The following is a 14,707-nucleotide window of genomic DNA, read 5'->3' on the forward strand; positions in this document are numbered from 1 at the left end:
AATAATAAAGTAGTTTTAATAGGTTTCTACTATATAAAAAACCTTAACTTTTTTAGGAGGTTTGACAGTGTTTAATAATAATATTGATTTTTACCCTACTCCAGATAATATAATTAGACAAATGTTATCATATATTGATTTTAGAACAATTAAATCAGTATTGGAACCAAGCGCAGGAAAAGGAAATATAGTACAAATGATTGAAAAGAAATTTAATTACAATCAGTCCTATTCTAGAAATAAAAATTATGACATTGACACAATAGAAAAGGATCAAAATTTGCAGCACATATTAAAAGGTAAAAATTATAGACTTGTTCATGATGATTTTTTAACATATGATACTTACAAAAAATATGATCTTATTGCTTTAAATCCTCCATTTTCAACAGGTGATAAACATCTATTAAAAGCTATTGATATGCAACAAAATGGAGGGGAAATTGTTTGCTTGTTAAATGCGGACACTTTAAAAAATGCTTATAGTAATAGTAGGATTGATTTACTTCAAAAATTAGATAAGTATAACGCTACAATCAATTATATTGATAATGGCTTTATGGATGCAGAAAGAAAGACAAACGTACAAGTAGCATTGATTTATATCAACATTCCTAAAATTGATTACAGTAGTGTTATACTGGATGATCTGAAACAAGAAGAAGAACAAATTAAAAATAAAACCTATGATAGTAAAGACTTAATACATTCTGATTTTATAGAAGGAATCGTACAACAATATAATTTTGAAGTAAAAGCCGGATTAAAACTAATCAGTGAATATAATAATTTAAAGCCGTTAATGTTAAAGAGTTTTAACGATGACAACAGACCAGTATTAAACCTACAGTTAGATTATGAGGATAAAGAAGGTAGCAACCTAGAGAATGCCTATATTAAACAAATAAGGTCAAAGTATTGGAATGCTCTTTTCAATAATGATCAATTTATGGGATTGTTTACAAGTAATTTAAAACGAAAGTATATGGAGCAGGTCGAAGAATTAAAGAATTATGATTTTTCTTTCTTTAATATTTATTCATTACGAATACAAATAAGTAAAGAAATGATACAAGGAGTAGAAGATACCATTATCAATCTATTCGAGGAATTCAGTCATAAGCATTATTATAGTGAGTCATCTAATAATATACACCTATATAACGGCTGGAAAACTAACAAGGCATATAAGATCAATAAAAAGGTAATTATTCCTTTAGCTGGTTTCCGTGATATGTCGCATTCATGGGGACGATATGAACCAACTTATTATAGTGTTATGGATAAATTAAAAGACATTGAGAAGGTATTTAATTATTTAGATAATGGGGACACTGAAGAAATAGACATTATACAATCTTTAAAAATGGCTGAACATTATCAAGAATCAAGAAAAGTAGAATTAAAATACTTCTATATAACATTTTATAAAAAGGGAACATGTCATATAGAATTTAAAAATATGGAATTGCTGCACAAATTTAATTTGTTTGGATCGCAAAAGAAAAATTGGTTGCCTCCAACATATGGCAATGTAAATTATAATGATATGACCAGAGAAGAAAAAGAAATTATAAAAGAGTTTGAAGGGGAAAAATCCTATAATAAAGTTATGGACAATAAACAATATTATATAATGGAGACCAGCGACTTATTAAAACTAACGTCAATTGCAGGATAGTAACAATTTTAAACACTAAACAAGAAAATGAATCCATATAAGTGATTGTTAGTGGTTTTAAAACATAATGAATGGTAATGTTCATCAAATTAATCTAATTGCTTATATGGCTTCTATATCCAAATTATAGGCAAAATCAATAAAATAGAACAAATATTCCCATTTTTGACCTGTTTTTCACTATTTTATGTATTGTACCACTCAAATATTACTGTAACAGAAATTGGTTTATATCGCTGGCATTATTCATGTAACAGCAAGCCTAAAATATCGCTAGACTTTTTTACAAAAAATAAAAGGAGTTTTAAAAATGAATATAATTATCTTGAAAAATAATATTGATAACAAATATAGGTATCTCCAGACTGAAATTAAGAACATACGCCAATCTGAATTTTTTAAAGGTATGCAACAGTTAATCAATCATTACAACAATAGTAAGCAGACAGATAAAGCTTATCAATTAAATGAAGCATTAGAGGCTGAAACTCAATTGTCTAATAAGTATATCGAATTAAATAATCTTTATTATGATCGGTTAACATGGCTTGCTAACTATACAAATAATTCGATTGTGTTAACTGATACCTATAACGGTGACTATTATCATACAATGGCTTATAAGGCTATACATGAGGATTATATAGATAAACGTATCCAGAATTTAATTGTAAATAGAATTGATCAGACTGTTTAAAAGTCCTGTTTTATCTTATATAAAAGAGATTATATTATAATGTTGAATGAATTAATTTATATAAATATTAAAAAGTTATAATAAAAGGGTTTACTTTTATACTGAAAGGTGTATAATAGTAAATAAGATAAGTAATTAAATTATAAAAAGGGAGATGAAATATTATGGAAAAAGTAACAATTGAAAGAAGAAGTAATCACGAACACATTACGGGTAGCGAGTTTAAAGAGGAGTATAATCCAGAACTTGAAATGAATGACTTAAAAGGCGACATCAAAGAAGCTATCTTTGAATTTGAAGAATTCCACAATTTAAATGGTTTGGAGTTAGAAGAAGATGATCAAGCAATGGTAAACGATTTAAAGGAATTTGAACAAGGCGATTATGATTTAAATGTAGGTGACTTCTCATACTATATAACAATTGCATAATAATTAGCAGGTTTATTCCTGCTATGAGGGTATAACCAGTTTATATCTTGATAGCAGGAATAAAATTAACAAAGAGGAGTTGAAACGGATGGAATCAACAATAATAGAGGCTATTAAATTAAGTGCTGAAGAAAGACAAATGATTGTATCAGGACTAAGTAAATTACATGATAGTGAAATATCACTTTATACAAATGAAGAAATAAGAAAATTAATTGATAAATTATTAAAATAATGGAGGGTTATATTATGTACATCATGACAGACAGGAGGTTTTATTTTTGAATGAAACAGAGCAAATATTAGCAGTTAAAGAGTTAGGTGAAAAGATTGGGTACGGCAACATGATGACAAAAGCATCATCCTTATGGGCGATCAATTTAGAGGATAAGCACGGTATTACAACAGGGAACTTTATTCCAGCTACTATTAACATGATTAAAGAGAAACATCAGTAACAATATGAGATTGAATTGACACTTGAAAAAGGTCATATCAGAACGCAATTGGATTAATTTTAAAAAACTAAAGGGAGTGGTTAAAATGAAATTATATAAGGTTGTTAATGGTGAATGGGCTGGATGGTATGGAACATTAGAGAAGTATAATAGAGATAAAAGCAGAGTTAAGTTGTCTTTTGACGATACGAGTAGTAAAGAACCATTCATGATTAAATGGTATGAAGTGGACGATGTAGAATTGCACAATTATGAAACTGTTTAAAAGAAGTATTTCAAAAGGGGTGAGATGTTGGATTTATATAACGCTGATTATTACGACTTAGAAGATGAAATGACAGGCACGAATGTTGCTGGTTTAATCAAATTGTATAAACGTGAAGATAGGAAATTTTCTGATAAATGTTTAGAGATGGTGGATAATTTAAGTAAATTGAATGAAGAAGGTAAGAAGTCTTTTGAAAAAGAGTGTGAGTTTCTAAATGGTGGAAGGGTGAAAATTGCATTAAAATTAGCAGATTTGCTAACTAAATAAAAACGGTTTAAAAAATATAAGCTTAAAACCTTATATTAAATAATTATAAGTTAATTCACTTATATAGAAGGGAGATATATTATGATAACATTAATGATCGTATTATCGGTAGCTGCAATTGGAATGATGGGAGTTAATTTGTGTTTAGGTTTTAAAGGTGGACTTAAATAATATTAAATATAAATAAAATTATCTTATAAAACACTTGAAATTTATACTCAAAGGTGTATAATGAACTTATAGAGTTAAACAAATAAAATAAAGGGAGTTGTTGAAAGATGAACACAATGACTATTAGAACTTTAAAAAATAAGGACTTATCAAAAATTCTAGACAGATTTACTGCACATACAGATGCGAGACCCGTTTTAGAATTTGCTTATTTTGATCTTACAAGCTTATGGGCAACCGATTCGCACCAGATGATAAAGATTGATAAATCATTTATTGAATACATGGATTCACACTATGCTAATAAAACACATTTTTACAATCCAGATGAACAAACACCATGTGGTACAGATCATAACTATCCAGATGTAACAAGGATTTATGAAGGAACTAAAAGTTATCAAAGTGAAGCAATTATTAAATTGGACATCAATCAATTAAGAAATTTTGAGTCATTCTTCAAGACAGCAAAAGACGAACTGAAATATAAAAGATATAACTTTTTAACTAAATTTATGGTTGAGGATAATAATGTATTTTTACAAGTGACAAATGATCAACAAGAGGTTTGTAAAGAAAAATTAGAATGTGATTCAGAAGTATATAAGGGAAAATTAAATATCAACTTTAATACTAAATATTTATTAAATTCTATACAGTCATTTAAAAAAGCATTACAACTAAGTAATGGTACACATGTAGAAATTGATCTTAAAGGTAGAATGAAGCCTTCAATATGGAGGTTAAACAACGAATTAATGGAAACAATGGTTTTACCAGTAAGAACATATTAAATTGTCTGCGACAGGCGGTTACGCTTATCAAGGGTTGTCTGTTGTATATAAAAGAGTTGCTTTAACAAATGAGGAGGATGTAATTTGAATAAAGAATTTGCTATTGAAACAGCTAAACATTATTCGCAAAGAGATAATATAACTTATTACGTTATTCATGATCCATCTTTTGAAGGATATAAGGTTACACCTTTACTGAGTGATAATAACAAGGGCGTAGTGGTGCATCAAACAAGTTAAAACCATATTTATAATAGGAGGTAATAACAATGTCAAAAAGATTCATCTTAGATTACGCTGAAACTCCATTTCAATGGGTGACAATAGCTGAATGCGATAACGATAAGCAATTACAAAGGTATCTAAATGAAGAGAAATCACGCTTTCCACATATGAAGTATAGGCTTATCGATACGGAAAGTTTCAAATATTTGTATCAAGATGTTGTATAAATCGTTTATTGTAATTTTACCTATAACAGATCGATTAGAATATCGCTGCTAGTTGTAGGTAAAGACGATTAAATGATTTAAATAAAATTATATAAGAGGAGTGTTTAAATTGATTAACGTTAAGGATACTGTAAAGGTGGATTACACAAAATTAAATCCAGATGAGTTTCTAGAATTAGATAGACCATACTTACATCAATTGTTTTCTGGAGTGTATGAAGTGGTGGATATTGATCATGAGTCAATGTATAGTGATATGCCTTATGTATTAGGAGGGTTGAACGATTTTCGCTTTAAAGAAGATGAGTTGATCCTATTATAATAGAAATGGAGTGGTTGAGTTGAATAATAAGATTGGTCAAATTTTAGAACGTGCCGGATATATTGGAAAACATGATGAAGAAGGTTTGATTGATTTATTTTTAGAGTATGTGGACTGTGGATTATTTGCTAATCTGGACTGGGAAGAAGCTAAAAGAGAAATTGAAGATGGGGATATAACCATACAAGATATTATAAACAATATGAAAAGAGTTGTATAACAGGAGGGGTGAAATATCGTTGAATAAGCCACGGTATCAAAGATTAATACCATCTATTATAGATGCGATCAAACAAATGTATAAATTATTAAAATAGGTATTTTAAAAGGAGATGGAGAGAATTGATTAATAAAGAATGGCATGAAGATAATCATCCACTAAAAGGTTATAAGTGGAGCATACAAGCTGAATATGGAACAGTCTATATTCTAGAAGAAGAATTGTTTGATCGTGTTGAATTTCAACATCTAAATAATCATGAGTACAAGGTGGCTTATGCAATGGATTTAGGATGGAGATACAATGTGGATAATGGTACATGGTATAGAATTAAAAATCATTAAGTAAAATGACAATTTGATTGATTATCAGAGAGGAGTTGTAAGATATGTACTCACTTGAGGAAGTCATCAAACTCCTAAAAGAAGATCAAACTGCTATATGTGTTTATGGGGAATTAAAAGGCGAGGAGTTATTTTGGAGTGAAGGTGAATTACATTCTGTAGATGAGGATGGGGTAGGAGGTGCTGTACCAATTAGAAAAAGTGATTTTTACAAATACAGGGATACTGAATGGATAATAGAAAGTGATTAAAAAACAATTTTTTAGGAGGTAATATTATTGAATATTTATAAAGTTGTTAACGAGGTAAATAAAGATCCTGATTCAGAATTCATTAGTGAATGTGGCAAATACACTATAAATAAAGACAGATATAAGATTGAATGGCAACAAGGTAATCCAGTATGGTCATTGTCTATAAAAGGTTTACCAACAAGTCTAAATTGGATTAAGCGATAGGAAGGAGATAATCACATTGACATTATTCGATATTGCAATTGAAGTTAAACCATTGAGAATAGATAATTATATACAGACAATAGATGAGTTTACACTTGAATCAATTTTGACTGAATCAGACAGAGGCATATTAACAAAGACGATTTATCATATTGTTAAGAATGAATTACAGGCAGCTATTGATATTATGGACAATGAAGGTGATACATTCACCAGAGAAATGCTATATAAGATTGTCAAATTAGTTAATAACAGCGATTAATAAATATCACTAGAATAAATCAAATTATCACATAACAGAAAGTTGATTTAATCGCTGTAAAATCTTCATTTTGAGTTGTTAATTTATACGCAAAGGTGTATAATAAAGGAGGAAAATTATTGAATTCAAGAAAAGTCGAGAGAAAAGTAAAAAATAATGTAGAATTTAAAAAATGTACTAATTGTACCGAATGGAAAGAGAACAACTTAGATAATTTCTATAAAAATAAAGGTAGCAAAGATGGTTTAACTACATGGTGTAAGAAATGTATGATTAAAAATTCTAAGAAGTATAACGAAGAAAATAGGGAATGGTATATTAATTGGAAAAGAGATTATCATGAAGAAAATAAGGAAAGCGAGAACATAAGAAGAAAAAAGTGGTATAGAGACAATAAAGAAAAACAACAAGAGTACTTTACCGAATGGCAATATAAAAACAAGGATAAAATTAAAGAATATCAATTGTATAGAAGTGCCAATAAAAAACATGAAATTACAAAAGATGAATGGATCTCTTGTTTAAACTATTTTAATCATTGTTGTGCCTACTGTGGGATAAGTGAAGAAGAATCTTTAAGTTTATATAATCAAAGGTTACATCAAGAACATGTGGATCATAATGGTGCTAATGATTTAAGTAATAACATACCATCCTGTAAAGGGTGCAATAGCGGTAAAAACACTAAGGATTTAGATGAATTCATCTTTGATTATGCTATTGAACAAGAAAAAATCGATATTGTTTACAAATGGATAAATGAAGACTATAAAAAACACATTAATCAACTATAACAGACAGCACTATATATCGCTGGAAAGGGTGAGCAAAATGATCAAAATTAAACTAAAGGAATTTTTAGAAACTCATGGATATAATATGAATAGCTTTGCTGAACATGCAGAGATGAGATATGCAACTATCTATAATATATGTCATCAAACAAGCATATCAATCAATTATGGACATTTAAATAAGATCATGAAGGCTTTGAACATTACTGATATTAATTTAATTATTGAATATGTGGAGGATTAAAATAACATGTAATACAGAAAGGGCGTAATGTAGTGGGTGTTTTAAAAACTAAAAAAGTCAATACAAGGAAAACTCATGATTGTCACGGTTGTGGTCATTCGTATCCTGCTAAAACAAAAATGAGGTATGTGGTTTCACAAGATGGCGGAGATATTTATTCTTCTTATTACTGTAAAACATGCGATGAAGTATTAGACAAAATATATGATTATGTAGATTTGGATAATGGAATTATTTTTGGAAGTGTAAAAGATTGGGATATGTCTTTGTGGGAAGACATTCATTTGAAATATAAATAATGGATTAAAATAATCATTTTACCAAGTAAATAGAAAGAGGAGGTGATACTATGTGGCAAATAAAATTTAAAGGAATGATTAAATGGAAAACTTAGAGAGCAAAGAGTGTAAGTGGTGTGGAGAAGTTAAGCCTTTGGATGAATTTTATAGTTTTAATAAAACAAAACAAGATGGAGAAAAGTACGTCTATTATAACCCAGAATGTAAAGAATGTAGAAAAGAAGCATCAACTAAATGGAGAAAAGAAAACCGTGAATCATTTCTAGATATACAAAAAAGAAGGAATAAACATCCAGACCACAAAAAGGAATTAAAAATAGCGTACAAGAGAAGAAAAGAAGAAAATTATTACATGCAATACTACTATAATAACAAGGAAAAATTTAAGCATTACAGAGAACTGCACAGACACCACGATATAAATAATGACGAGTGGGAAAATTGCAAAAGATATTTTAACTACCAATGTGCTTATTGTGGCATAGATGAAAAGACCGCCAAAAAAGAACAAGGGAATTATTTGCACAAAGAACATGTAGCCCACAATGGTGCAAATGACTTATCAAATTGTGTTCCCTCATGCCGTGTTTGTAACAGCCACAAATGGGTTTTTGAATGGAAGGAATGGTATAGTGTAGATAATCCTGATTATACTAAAATAAAATTTAACAAAATAGTTAAATGGTTAAATCATGATTATTTAAACTTTATTGAAGCAGAACAAATTATTTAATGCATAGGAGGTAATACACTTGAAGTTAGATATAAATGAAGATGGAACAGTTGTCCGAGTAGATTATGATTATGAAACATATCGAGAGTTGAAGAAAGTACCTGATTCAGAATTTGATAGTGACAACGATTCATGGACTCTAAATTCTAAGTATGCGAGGGAGTTGTTAAAACAATTACAGGAATTAAATCATGATGTATTAGAGTCCATAAACGCTGTCAATGATAGTAATATCCAACAAAAGAAATATAATACAGAAGATGAAGAAATTATTATTAAAACTGTAAAAATAAAGATACTTAAAGAGAATCCTAAATCACTACAAATAGGTTTTGATTTTGATAATAAGACTAGGGAATTTGTAAAAATGACCGCAGGAAGGAGTTACAAACCTAAAGATTATTCTTGGATTATTAAGAAAACTGAAATCGATTGGCTATATGAAAAATTAAGCAGTTTGGAATATGTGGAGGTGAGCGAATTGGATAACTATACATCAGATTCACATAACAGCGAGGTCAAAATATCGCTACAAGATTTCCCTCACATTACAATCACTCCATATGACTTTCAAATGGACACTGTTAATAAATTAGTTAACAATAAGAAGATGGTCAATGCTTTGGAAGCTGGTTTGGGTAAGACTCCTATTACAACAATGGCATGTGAATATTTAAATAAGAAAACATTAGTTATTTGCCCTGCTACAATTAAAGATAATTGGAAAAAGGAAATCCATAAAATTAATCCTCATGCAGACGTAACTGTATCGGATAGTAAAGACGAATGGGAAACTGGTCAATATGTTATATTAAACTATGATATTATTGATAATTTTATTTCTGACATTGTTAATGAGGGATTTGAGATTATTGTATTTGATGAGGCACATAAAATTAGAGGTATAGACGGTAGGGGTAAACCAAAAAGTAAACGTGCAAGGCTATGCGTAAGGTTAGCTGAAGAAATGGAGTATGTGTTTCCTATTACTGCTACACCTTTCATCAACTATACAAGAGATATATTTAACTTATTAAAAGTTATTGATCATCCAGATACATCTAATTGGTATTCATTCGCTAACACTTATTGTGCTCCAGATAGAAGTAGTGGTTTTGGTGTTAACTATGATGGCTCAAGTAATCAAGAACAGTTGAATGAACGCTTATATCCTAACTATATGATGAGAATCAGAACAGAAGACCATATTGAGTTACCAGAACGTACTAGGAGTTTTATTCCTGTTGATATTAATATGAGCAAATATAATAAAGCAGTTAAAGATTATATGGATAATCGAAAATCATTTGAAACAAATGGTCAACATTTAGTACATTTAAGTATTATGCGTATGGAATTGGCTGTTGCTAAGGCTAAAAAGTCAGTTACTATGATTAAAGATTTGCTAGAACAAAATGAATCAGTAGCTATTTTTACAAATTACACGGACGTAGTTGATTTAATTGAAGAAAAGTTTAAAGATGATGCAGTTAAAATTACAGGTGATGTTGAGACGAAAGATAGACAAAAGGCGGTTGATTTATTTCAAGAAGGAGAAAAGAGAGTATTTATCGGTAATATTGATGCTGCGGGTGAAGGTATTACATTAACTAGGTCACATCATATGATTGTAATTGATTTTCATTGGTCTCCAGTAGTAATGGTTAATCAATTAGAAAAGAGATTACATCGTATCACACAAACAAAACCAGTGAGCATTCAGTACTTATATGTTGAAGGTGCTCAAATTGATACAATGATGTTAGGTATGTTAGAAGATAAATTAAACGATTCAAGTATGATTATTGATGGTAAGAAAGAGGATTTCTTTACAGATCAATTGATAAGTTCACTTTAAACCTCTAAAATTAAGAGGTTTTTAGTTTAAATTGATGTTTTAATGTTTTAAAATTGTTCTATTTGGGTTATAATATAAATATAATAATATATAGACAAGTTTAATATTAAAGGTAGGTGACAATATGGAAAGCTCAAGAGAAATTGAAAAAATGTTTTATAGCGATTCGTTTGGTAAAAAGAAAATTGGCTCTAATGTACATAGGCGAACAGGTAAAGGTGGAGATAGAGCAGGTGTAAGAGGCGGTCTCCGATTTGCGAAGAATAACTTTAAAAGAAATGAGAAAAATTCAAAAGTAACAACAACTAATATATTTGATAATGTTATCACCTTTCACATATTTAATAAGTTTGATGAAGATATGCGGATTGTTTTATTAATTGAGTGGAGAAGAAGGTTTACTGATACTCATATTAGAAAAGAGTTGAAGGTGTCAATTGAAGTTTATGATCGTCTTATACATGATTTAAACATAGAAGAAAATGAGAAGGAGGCTAATACTATGAATCGAGAAGAATTAGAACAGGCTAAACAGGAAGTTATACCTTATCATGAATTTGTATCATTGCCTAAATGGCAGAAATACGAGCTTGTTGATTACTATCAGAAAAAACTAAAGAAGTCGGCAAGGGAGATTTCAGAAATATGGAACGGTAAATTATCTCCAAATAGTATAGGTACAAGTAAATCAAAGTGGAAGGAAGCATGGACAAAACATTTAGAAGAGCCAGAAGAAGAAATAGAGGAAGAACCTATAGATACAGGGATTGACTATGGGGATGACTTTTTACTTGATGATGAACCAGAATATGGAGATGAACAAGAGGATATACATGAAGATGAAGAAGTTGTTGAGCATAATAATGACCCAATAGAGGAATATCAACTGAATGAGTCTCAAGCAAATAAAGTTGAAGCAAATAATGATAACGTCAAAGAACAACCTAATCAACAACCGGTACGACCCGATGTAAGAAGTCGTGAAGATAACTCATTCTCTATGCAGTTAAATAATAAATACGATGGTGCAACTTTATCAGCCAAATTACATGCATTCGCTTCCTTGGTAAATGGGAACGGTAAATTCAAAATTAATATGTCGATAAACGAAGTTTCTGATAATGATGAAAAAGAGTTGGACTGGGAGTTATTGGAGAAGATAATAAATAATCACAAAGGCGAGAAGTAGGATTCTGTAGAGGATTCCTACTTCTTCTGTTGTTCTATGTAGTTATTTGTCGAACGATAGTATTACAAAAGTGTTACAAAATAAGTTATAATTTAGGACAAGTTGTTGTTATTATTTTTGATTGCACCTATTATAATCCAAACATCGTCTAGTGATAATTCAACGCACTTGCTAAGTTCTACTAATTCTATATATTCTTGATAGTTTGATTCATTTACAGGAATGCAAAAGATTAAGTGGGGGATATTATAAAATTTAGATAATAAATCTAGTTCCCTTATTGTTATTGATCTTTTATTGTTTTCCATTCTAGAAATTCCAGATTTCTCTAACCCTGTAAATATACTAAGATGTGTAAGTGAGTGGTTATGGTGTTTTCTAATATACTTTATATTTCTACCAACTACTTCATTCATTGACACATTCGATCACCCCTACTAACTAATAGTAGTATAGTAGGATAAGATATCGATTACAATAATAAAATGGTAAATTATGAAAAAAGTGTTGCAGTGGTGCAACGAATCTAGTAAAATCAACTTACAATAATAGGAAATTATAAAAATAGTATAAATGATATTAAAAGAACACTTGTTCTTATATACCTTTTGTACTATACTATAATAGCAGAAGGAGGAAATATTATGAAAATTCTAGAGCGTAATAAGGGGAAATGGATAGATGAATTAGGAATTACTCAAGGGGATCATGCGAATTTATTTTTATTTCTAACTAAAGAAGAAGAGTCTTTCGACCTATTTATGGATAAGTTTTATACAAATAATATTGTAACCGATTTAATGGCATTTCAACGTTACAAGCGGGCAATAGAAAGGAGTGCTCTAAACGTTTTCTTGCGTAATATTAAAACAAATAGAAAACTGGCTCTTGAAAATGAACTTCAAGAACCAGTAAGTTATGCCCACATTAACCTAATGGACGATTTAAATATAACACATCTAGAATTATATGAAAAGATAATTCATTCGACAAACCAGTCATTCCTTAGTATTTTGAAGAATTGGAATATCGTAGACTTCGAAACGGCAGATGATTTCCTGCTTGATTTGTAAGGAGTAATACCTGTCCTCTCTTGGGTGGGTATCTTTTTTTATTTATATAGATTATACTTTACACTTAAATAAAATTCTCATATAATAAATTTAATTCGTATTTTTTTATTTATATTTATTTTTATGAATATTTTTGTTTATACTGAGTATAATGTATAGTAAGAGAGAAAAGAAAAAGGAGGATTTATTATGGCAAGATTGTATCAAGGAAAATACAAAGAGGGCTTCATGAATGAACAATCAGAAGCTCGTCGTGACCTGTTGAAATGGCTATTTGACACATCGTTTGATTTTGAAAACAAGACTTTCAGCAAAGATCTTTTTGATTTTAACAAAGAGGAAATGAAAACTTTCCTAAAAAGCAGAAAGATTACAGAGAATACCATGACAACATATAGTAGATGGATATCAGGGTATATAGATTGGGCTATAAAGAACAATCATAAACTGTATGATAGAAATGTTATTAAAGGGTTTACTGAAGACGATTTGAAGGAGATTATTAAAAAAGAGAACAACTACTTTCATGTAGATTTGATTTACGAATTAGTAGGTAGAAAAACCGTAGACAATTCTTTACCAAGCCTGAAAAACATACAAGATCAGTTGTTGGTTTATCTAATTTTCTTAGGTATAAATGGGAAGCAGTCATATGAACTATTAGAATTACAGTACAAACATATAGACTTCGAAAATAGGCTGATCAAATTAAGTGAAATAGACCCATATATTAGAGACGTAAGAATAGATGAATTCGGACTAAAGTTAATCAGAGAGTCTAAAAGAGAAAAGGAATATTTTAGATATATCAAAGATGTTGAACTTGAAGAGATGAAAAATAAAACAGAATCTTATGAGTTATCTGATTCTCCATATGTGTTTAGAAAGTCTAAAGTAGGAAAGTATGATGAGGATTTTGGGCAAATGAGTTATCAGGGGTTAATGGCTAGGCTTAACTCCATTGGAGACTATGTAGGAGAATCACTGACAGTAAAGAAGATAAGAGAGTCAGGAGTCCTCTATGTGGCTAAGAAGATAATAGATGCTAATCAAGACTTGAGCATTCACAACCAGCTAGTCAATAAAGCACTATTTCAGCGATATGGATTAGAGAATGCAAAAGACCAATCCAAATACCTAAAACTACAATTTATAAGAAAAGAACTTCCGAGAATATATCCCGAATATATAGGAAAGGTGAACAAAGAAAAAGTATAGAGTAGAGATGTCTGGATTCGATGCAATCCAGATTTTCTTTACTCTTTTTTATACATTAACCTTGACATATTATATAAATATAATTATACTATAATAAGAGGTAAGAAATTAATATTTATATGAGGTGATATTGCTGGAACAAGTAAAAGAAACAATCATCAGTGAGTTTACATATGATGAGCTGCAAGAGATGGAAGATCATATTAAATGGATGGAATCTAGAGAGTGGAAGATGATTAAACAAAAGAGTTTACGTTGTTCATTTAGCAAGGAATTTATTGAGTAGGAGATAGAAAAACCGTAGTAAGAAAGGGTGATTTACCTTGAATAAAGTAGGAGTATTTCTTAATGATGTGCTAATGTACGGTAATTATTACAATTACCATTTCGCAATTGAATGTTTAGATTATGCTAAAGAACTTACTGTTGAAACTGGTGAATTTCACGAAGTAAAGTTTTATAAAGATGAATAAG

The 14,707-nt window shown here is 29.6% G+C and carries 27 protein-coding genes; 26 read left to right on the plus strand and 1 reads right to left on the minus strand.

Going from position 1 to position 14,707, the window contains the following annotated elements; translation table 11 throughout:
* Nucleotides 1-67: 67 nt before the first annotated feature.
* From LD272_RS05825 to LD272_RS05930, 22 genes are all read left to right on the plus strand, one after another.
* Nucleotides 68-1,681, plus strand: coding sequence for a DNA N-6-adenine-methyltransferase (locus LD272_RS05825; protein WP_226035654.1), 1,614 nt, complete (start codon nt 68-70; stop codon nt 1,679-1,681).
* A gap of 310 nt (nt 1,682-1,991) precedes the next feature.
* Complete coding sequence (locus LD272_RS05830; protein ID WP_226035655.1) at nt 1,992-2,378, plus strand: hypothetical protein; 387 nt, start codon at nt 1,992-1,994, stop codon at nt 2,376-2,378.
* Nucleotides 2,379-2,542: 164 nt separating this feature from the next.
* Nucleotides 2,543-2,809: a hypothetical protein gene (locus tag LD272_RS05835; RefSeq protein ID WP_226035656.1), complete on the plus strand. Its 267-nt coding sequence runs from the start codon at nt 2,543-2,545 to the stop codon at nt 2,807-2,809.
* A gap of 88 nt (nt 2,810-2,897) precedes the next feature.
* On the plus strand, nt 2,898-3,044 hold the full coding sequence (locus LD272_RS05840) for a hypothetical protein (RefSeq protein WP_226035657.1): 147 nt from the start codon (nt 2,898-2,900) through the stop codon (nt 3,042-3,044).
* Between the two features lie 46 nt (nt 3,045-3,090).
* Nucleotides 3,091-3,267, plus strand: a complete 177-nt coding sequence (locus tag LD272_RS05845) for a hypothetical protein (RefSeq protein ID WP_226035658.1) — start codon at nt 3,091-3,093, stop codon at nt 3,265-3,267.
* An 85-nt stretch (nt 3,268-3,352) separates the two neighbouring features.
* A complete protein-coding gene (locus LD272_RS05850) occupies nt 3,353-3,532 on the plus strand; it encodes a KOW domain-containing RNA-binding protein (RefSeq protein WP_226035659.1) in 180 nt (59 codons plus the stop codon).
* A 27-nt stretch (nt 3,533-3,559) separates the two neighbouring features.
* On the plus strand, nt 3,560-3,802 hold the full coding sequence (locus LD272_RS05855) for a hypothetical protein (protein WP_226035660.1): 243 nt from the start codon (nt 3,560-3,562) through the stop codon (nt 3,800-3,802).
* Nucleotides 3,803-4,080: 278 nt separating this feature from the next.
* A complete protein-coding gene (locus LD272_RS05860) occupies nt 4,081-4,767 on the plus strand; it encodes a beta clamp domain-containing protein (protein WP_226035661.1) in 687 nt (228 codons plus the stop codon).
* Between the two features lie 84 nt (nt 4,768-4,851).
* Nucleotides 4,852-5,007, plus strand: a complete 156-nt coding sequence (locus LD272_RS05865; RefSeq protein WP_226035662.1) for a hypothetical protein — start codon at nt 4,852-4,854, stop codon at nt 5,005-5,007.
* 29 nt (nt 5,008-5,036) lie between these two features.
* Nucleotides 5,037-5,219 (plus strand): hypothetical protein, encoded by a 183-nt coding sequence (locus LD272_RS05870; protein ID WP_226035663.1) that lies wholly within the window; start codon nt 5,037-5,039, stop codon nt 5,217-5,219.
* Nucleotides 5,220-5,328: 109 nt separating this feature from the next.
* Nucleotides 5,329-5,541, plus strand: a complete 213-nt coding sequence (locus LD272_RS05875) for a hypothetical protein (protein WP_226035664.1) — start codon at nt 5,329-5,331, stop codon at nt 5,539-5,541.
* 19 nt (nt 5,542-5,560) lie between these two features.
* Entirely contained in the window at nt 5,561-5,761 is a 201-nt protein-coding gene (locus tag LD272_RS05880) for a hypothetical protein (protein WP_226035665.1), read from the plus strand.
* A 122-nt stretch (nt 5,762-5,883) separates the two neighbouring features.
* Complete coding sequence (locus LD272_RS05885; protein WP_226035666.1) at nt 5,884-6,105, plus strand: hypothetical protein; 222 nt, start codon at nt 5,884-5,886, stop codon at nt 6,103-6,105.
* 44 nt (nt 6,106-6,149) lie between these two features.
* A complete protein-coding gene (locus LD272_RS05890; protein WP_226035667.1) occupies nt 6,150-6,356 on the plus strand; it encodes a hypothetical protein in 207 nt (68 codons plus the stop codon).
* Between the two features lie 27 nt (nt 6,357-6,383).
* Nucleotides 6,384-6,563 (plus strand): hypothetical protein, encoded by a 180-nt coding sequence (locus LD272_RS05895; RefSeq protein WP_226035668.1) that lies wholly within the window; start codon nt 6,384-6,386, stop codon nt 6,561-6,563.
* Between the two features lie 16 nt (nt 6,564-6,579).
* Nucleotides 6,580-6,825 carry a hypothetical protein gene (locus LD272_RS05900; RefSeq protein WP_226035669.1) on the plus strand — a complete coding sequence of 82 codons (246 nt, stop codon included), beginning with the start codon at nt 6,580-6,582 and terminating at the stop codon, nt 6,823-6,825.
* Between the two features lie 119 nt (nt 6,826-6,944).
* The gene (locus LD272_RS05905; protein WP_226035670.1) at nt 6,945-7,619 is read left to right on the plus strand and encodes an HNH endonuclease; all 675 of its coding nucleotides are present in this window, start codon (nt 6,945-6,947) and stop codon (nt 7,617-7,619) included.
* A 37-nt stretch (nt 7,620-7,656) separates the two neighbouring features.
* The gene (locus tag LD272_RS05910) at nt 7,657-7,863 is read left to right on the plus strand and encodes a helix-turn-helix domain-containing protein (RefSeq protein WP_226035826.1); all 207 of its coding nucleotides are present in this window, start codon (nt 7,657-7,659) and stop codon (nt 7,861-7,863) included.
* Between the two features lie 32 nt (nt 7,864-7,895).
* Nucleotides 7,896-8,162: a hypothetical protein gene (locus tag LD272_RS05915; RefSeq protein WP_226035671.1), complete on the plus strand. Its 267-nt coding sequence runs from the start codon at nt 7,896-7,898 to the stop codon at nt 8,160-8,162.
* Nucleotides 8,163-8,244: 82 nt separating this feature from the next.
* The gene (locus tag LD272_RS05920) at nt 8,245-8,895 is read left to right on the plus strand and encodes an HNH endonuclease (protein ID WP_226035672.1); all 651 of its coding nucleotides are present in this window, start codon (nt 8,245-8,247) and stop codon (nt 8,893-8,895) included.
* 19 nt (nt 8,896-8,914) lie between these two features.
* Entirely contained in the window at nt 8,915-10,753 is a 1,839-nt protein-coding gene (locus LD272_RS05925) for a DEAD/DEAH box helicase (RefSeq protein ID WP_226035673.1), read from the plus strand.
* A gap of 124 nt (nt 10,754-10,877) precedes the next feature.
* Nucleotides 10,878-11,942, plus strand: a complete 1,065-nt coding sequence (locus LD272_RS05930; protein ID WP_226035674.1) for a hypothetical protein — start codon at nt 10,878-10,880, stop codon at nt 11,940-11,942.
* Nucleotides 11,943-12,034: 92 nt separating this feature from the next.
* Here the strand turns inward: LD272_RS05930 and LD272_RS05935 are convergent, their stop codons facing one another.
* Nucleotides 12,035-12,358, minus strand: coding sequence for a helix-turn-helix domain-containing protein (locus LD272_RS05935; RefSeq protein WP_226035827.1), 324 nt, complete (start codon nt 12,356-12,358; stop codon nt 12,035-12,037).
* Between the two features lie 228 nt (nt 12,359-12,586).
* Here LD272_RS05935 and LD272_RS05940 point away from each other — a divergent pair, with 228 nt between their 5' ends.
* The 4 genes from LD272_RS05940 (at nt 12,587) to LD272_RS05955 (ending at nt 14,706) form a co-directional block, all read left to right on the plus strand.
* Complete coding sequence (locus LD272_RS05940; protein WP_226035675.1) at nt 12,587-13,015, plus strand: hypothetical protein; 429 nt, start codon at nt 12,587-12,589, stop codon at nt 13,013-13,015.
* A gap of 189 nt (nt 13,016-13,204) precedes the next feature.
* Nucleotides 13,205-14,233, plus strand: a complete 1,029-nt coding sequence (locus LD272_RS05945; RefSeq protein ID WP_226035676.1) for a phage lytic cycle repressor MrpR family protein — start codon at nt 13,205-13,207, stop codon at nt 14,231-14,233.
* 130 nt (nt 14,234-14,363) lie between these two features.
* The gene (locus LD272_RS05950) at nt 14,364-14,519 is read left to right on the plus strand and encodes a hypothetical protein (protein WP_226035677.1); all 156 of its coding nucleotides are present in this window, start codon (nt 14,364-14,366) and stop codon (nt 14,517-14,519) included.
* Nucleotides 14,520-14,556: 37 nt separating this feature from the next.
* Nucleotides 14,557-14,706 carry a hypothetical protein gene (locus tag LD272_RS05955; protein WP_226035678.1) on the plus strand — a complete coding sequence of 50 codons (150 nt, stop codon included), beginning with the start codon at nt 14,557-14,559 and terminating at the stop codon, nt 14,704-14,706.
* Nucleotide 14,707 lies beyond the last annotated feature (1 nt).

This window comes from Aquibacillus saliphilus (genome assembly GCF_020404745.1).
In the GTDB taxonomy this organism is placed as follows: Bacteria; Bacillota; Bacilli; order Bacillales; family Amphibacillaceae; genus Aquibacillus; species Aquibacillus saliphilus.

Coding starts and splice junctions, on each gene's coding strand:
- LD272_RS05945 (WP_226035676.1), top strand. CDS start 13,205: ATGGCAAGATTGTATCAAGGAAAATACAAAGAGGGCTTCATGAATGAA.
- LD272_RS05835 (WP_226035656.1), top strand. CDS start 2,543: ATGGAAAAAGTAACAATTGAAAGAAGAAGTAATCACGAACACATTACG.
- LD272_RS05860 (WP_226035661.1), top strand. CDS start 4,081: ATGAACACAATGACTATTAGAACTTTAAAAAATAAGGACTTATCAAAA.
- LD272_RS05935 (WP_226035827.1), bottom strand. CDS start 12,358: ATGAATGAAGTAGTTGGTAGAAATATAAAGTATATTAGAAAACACCAT.
- LD272_RS05830 (WP_226035655.1), top strand. CDS start 1,992: ATGAATATAATTATCTTGAAAAATAATATTGATAACAAATATAGGTAT.
- LD272_RS05920 (WP_226035672.1), top strand. CDS start 8,245: ATGGAAAACTTAGAGAGCAAAGAGTGTAAGTGGTGTGGAGAAGTTAAG.
- LD272_RS05850 (WP_226035659.1), top strand. CDS start 3,353: ATGAAATTATATAAGGTTGTTAATGGTGAATGGGCTGGATGGTATGGA.
- LD272_RS05890 (WP_226035667.1), top strand. CDS start 6,150: ATGTACTCACTTGAGGAAGTCATCAAACTCCTAAAAGAAGATCAAACT.
- LD272_RS05910 (WP_226035826.1), top strand. CDS start 7,657: ATGATCAAAATTAAACTAAAGGAATTTTTAGAAACTCATGGATATAAT.
- LD272_RS05840 (WP_226035657.1), top strand. CDS start 2,898: ATGGAATCAACAATAATAGAGGCTATTAAATTAAGTGCTGAAGAAAGA.
- LD272_RS05870 (WP_226035663.1), top strand. CDS start 5,037: ATGTCAAAAAGATTCATCTTAGATTACGCTGAAACTCCATTTCAATGG.
- LD272_RS05930 (WP_226035674.1), top strand. CDS start 10,878: ATGGAAAGCTCAAGAGAAATTGAAAAAATGTTTTATAGCGATTCGTTT.
- LD272_RS05940 (WP_226035675.1), top strand. CDS start 12,587: ATGAAAATTCTAGAGCGTAATAAGGGGAAATGGATAGATGAATTAGGA.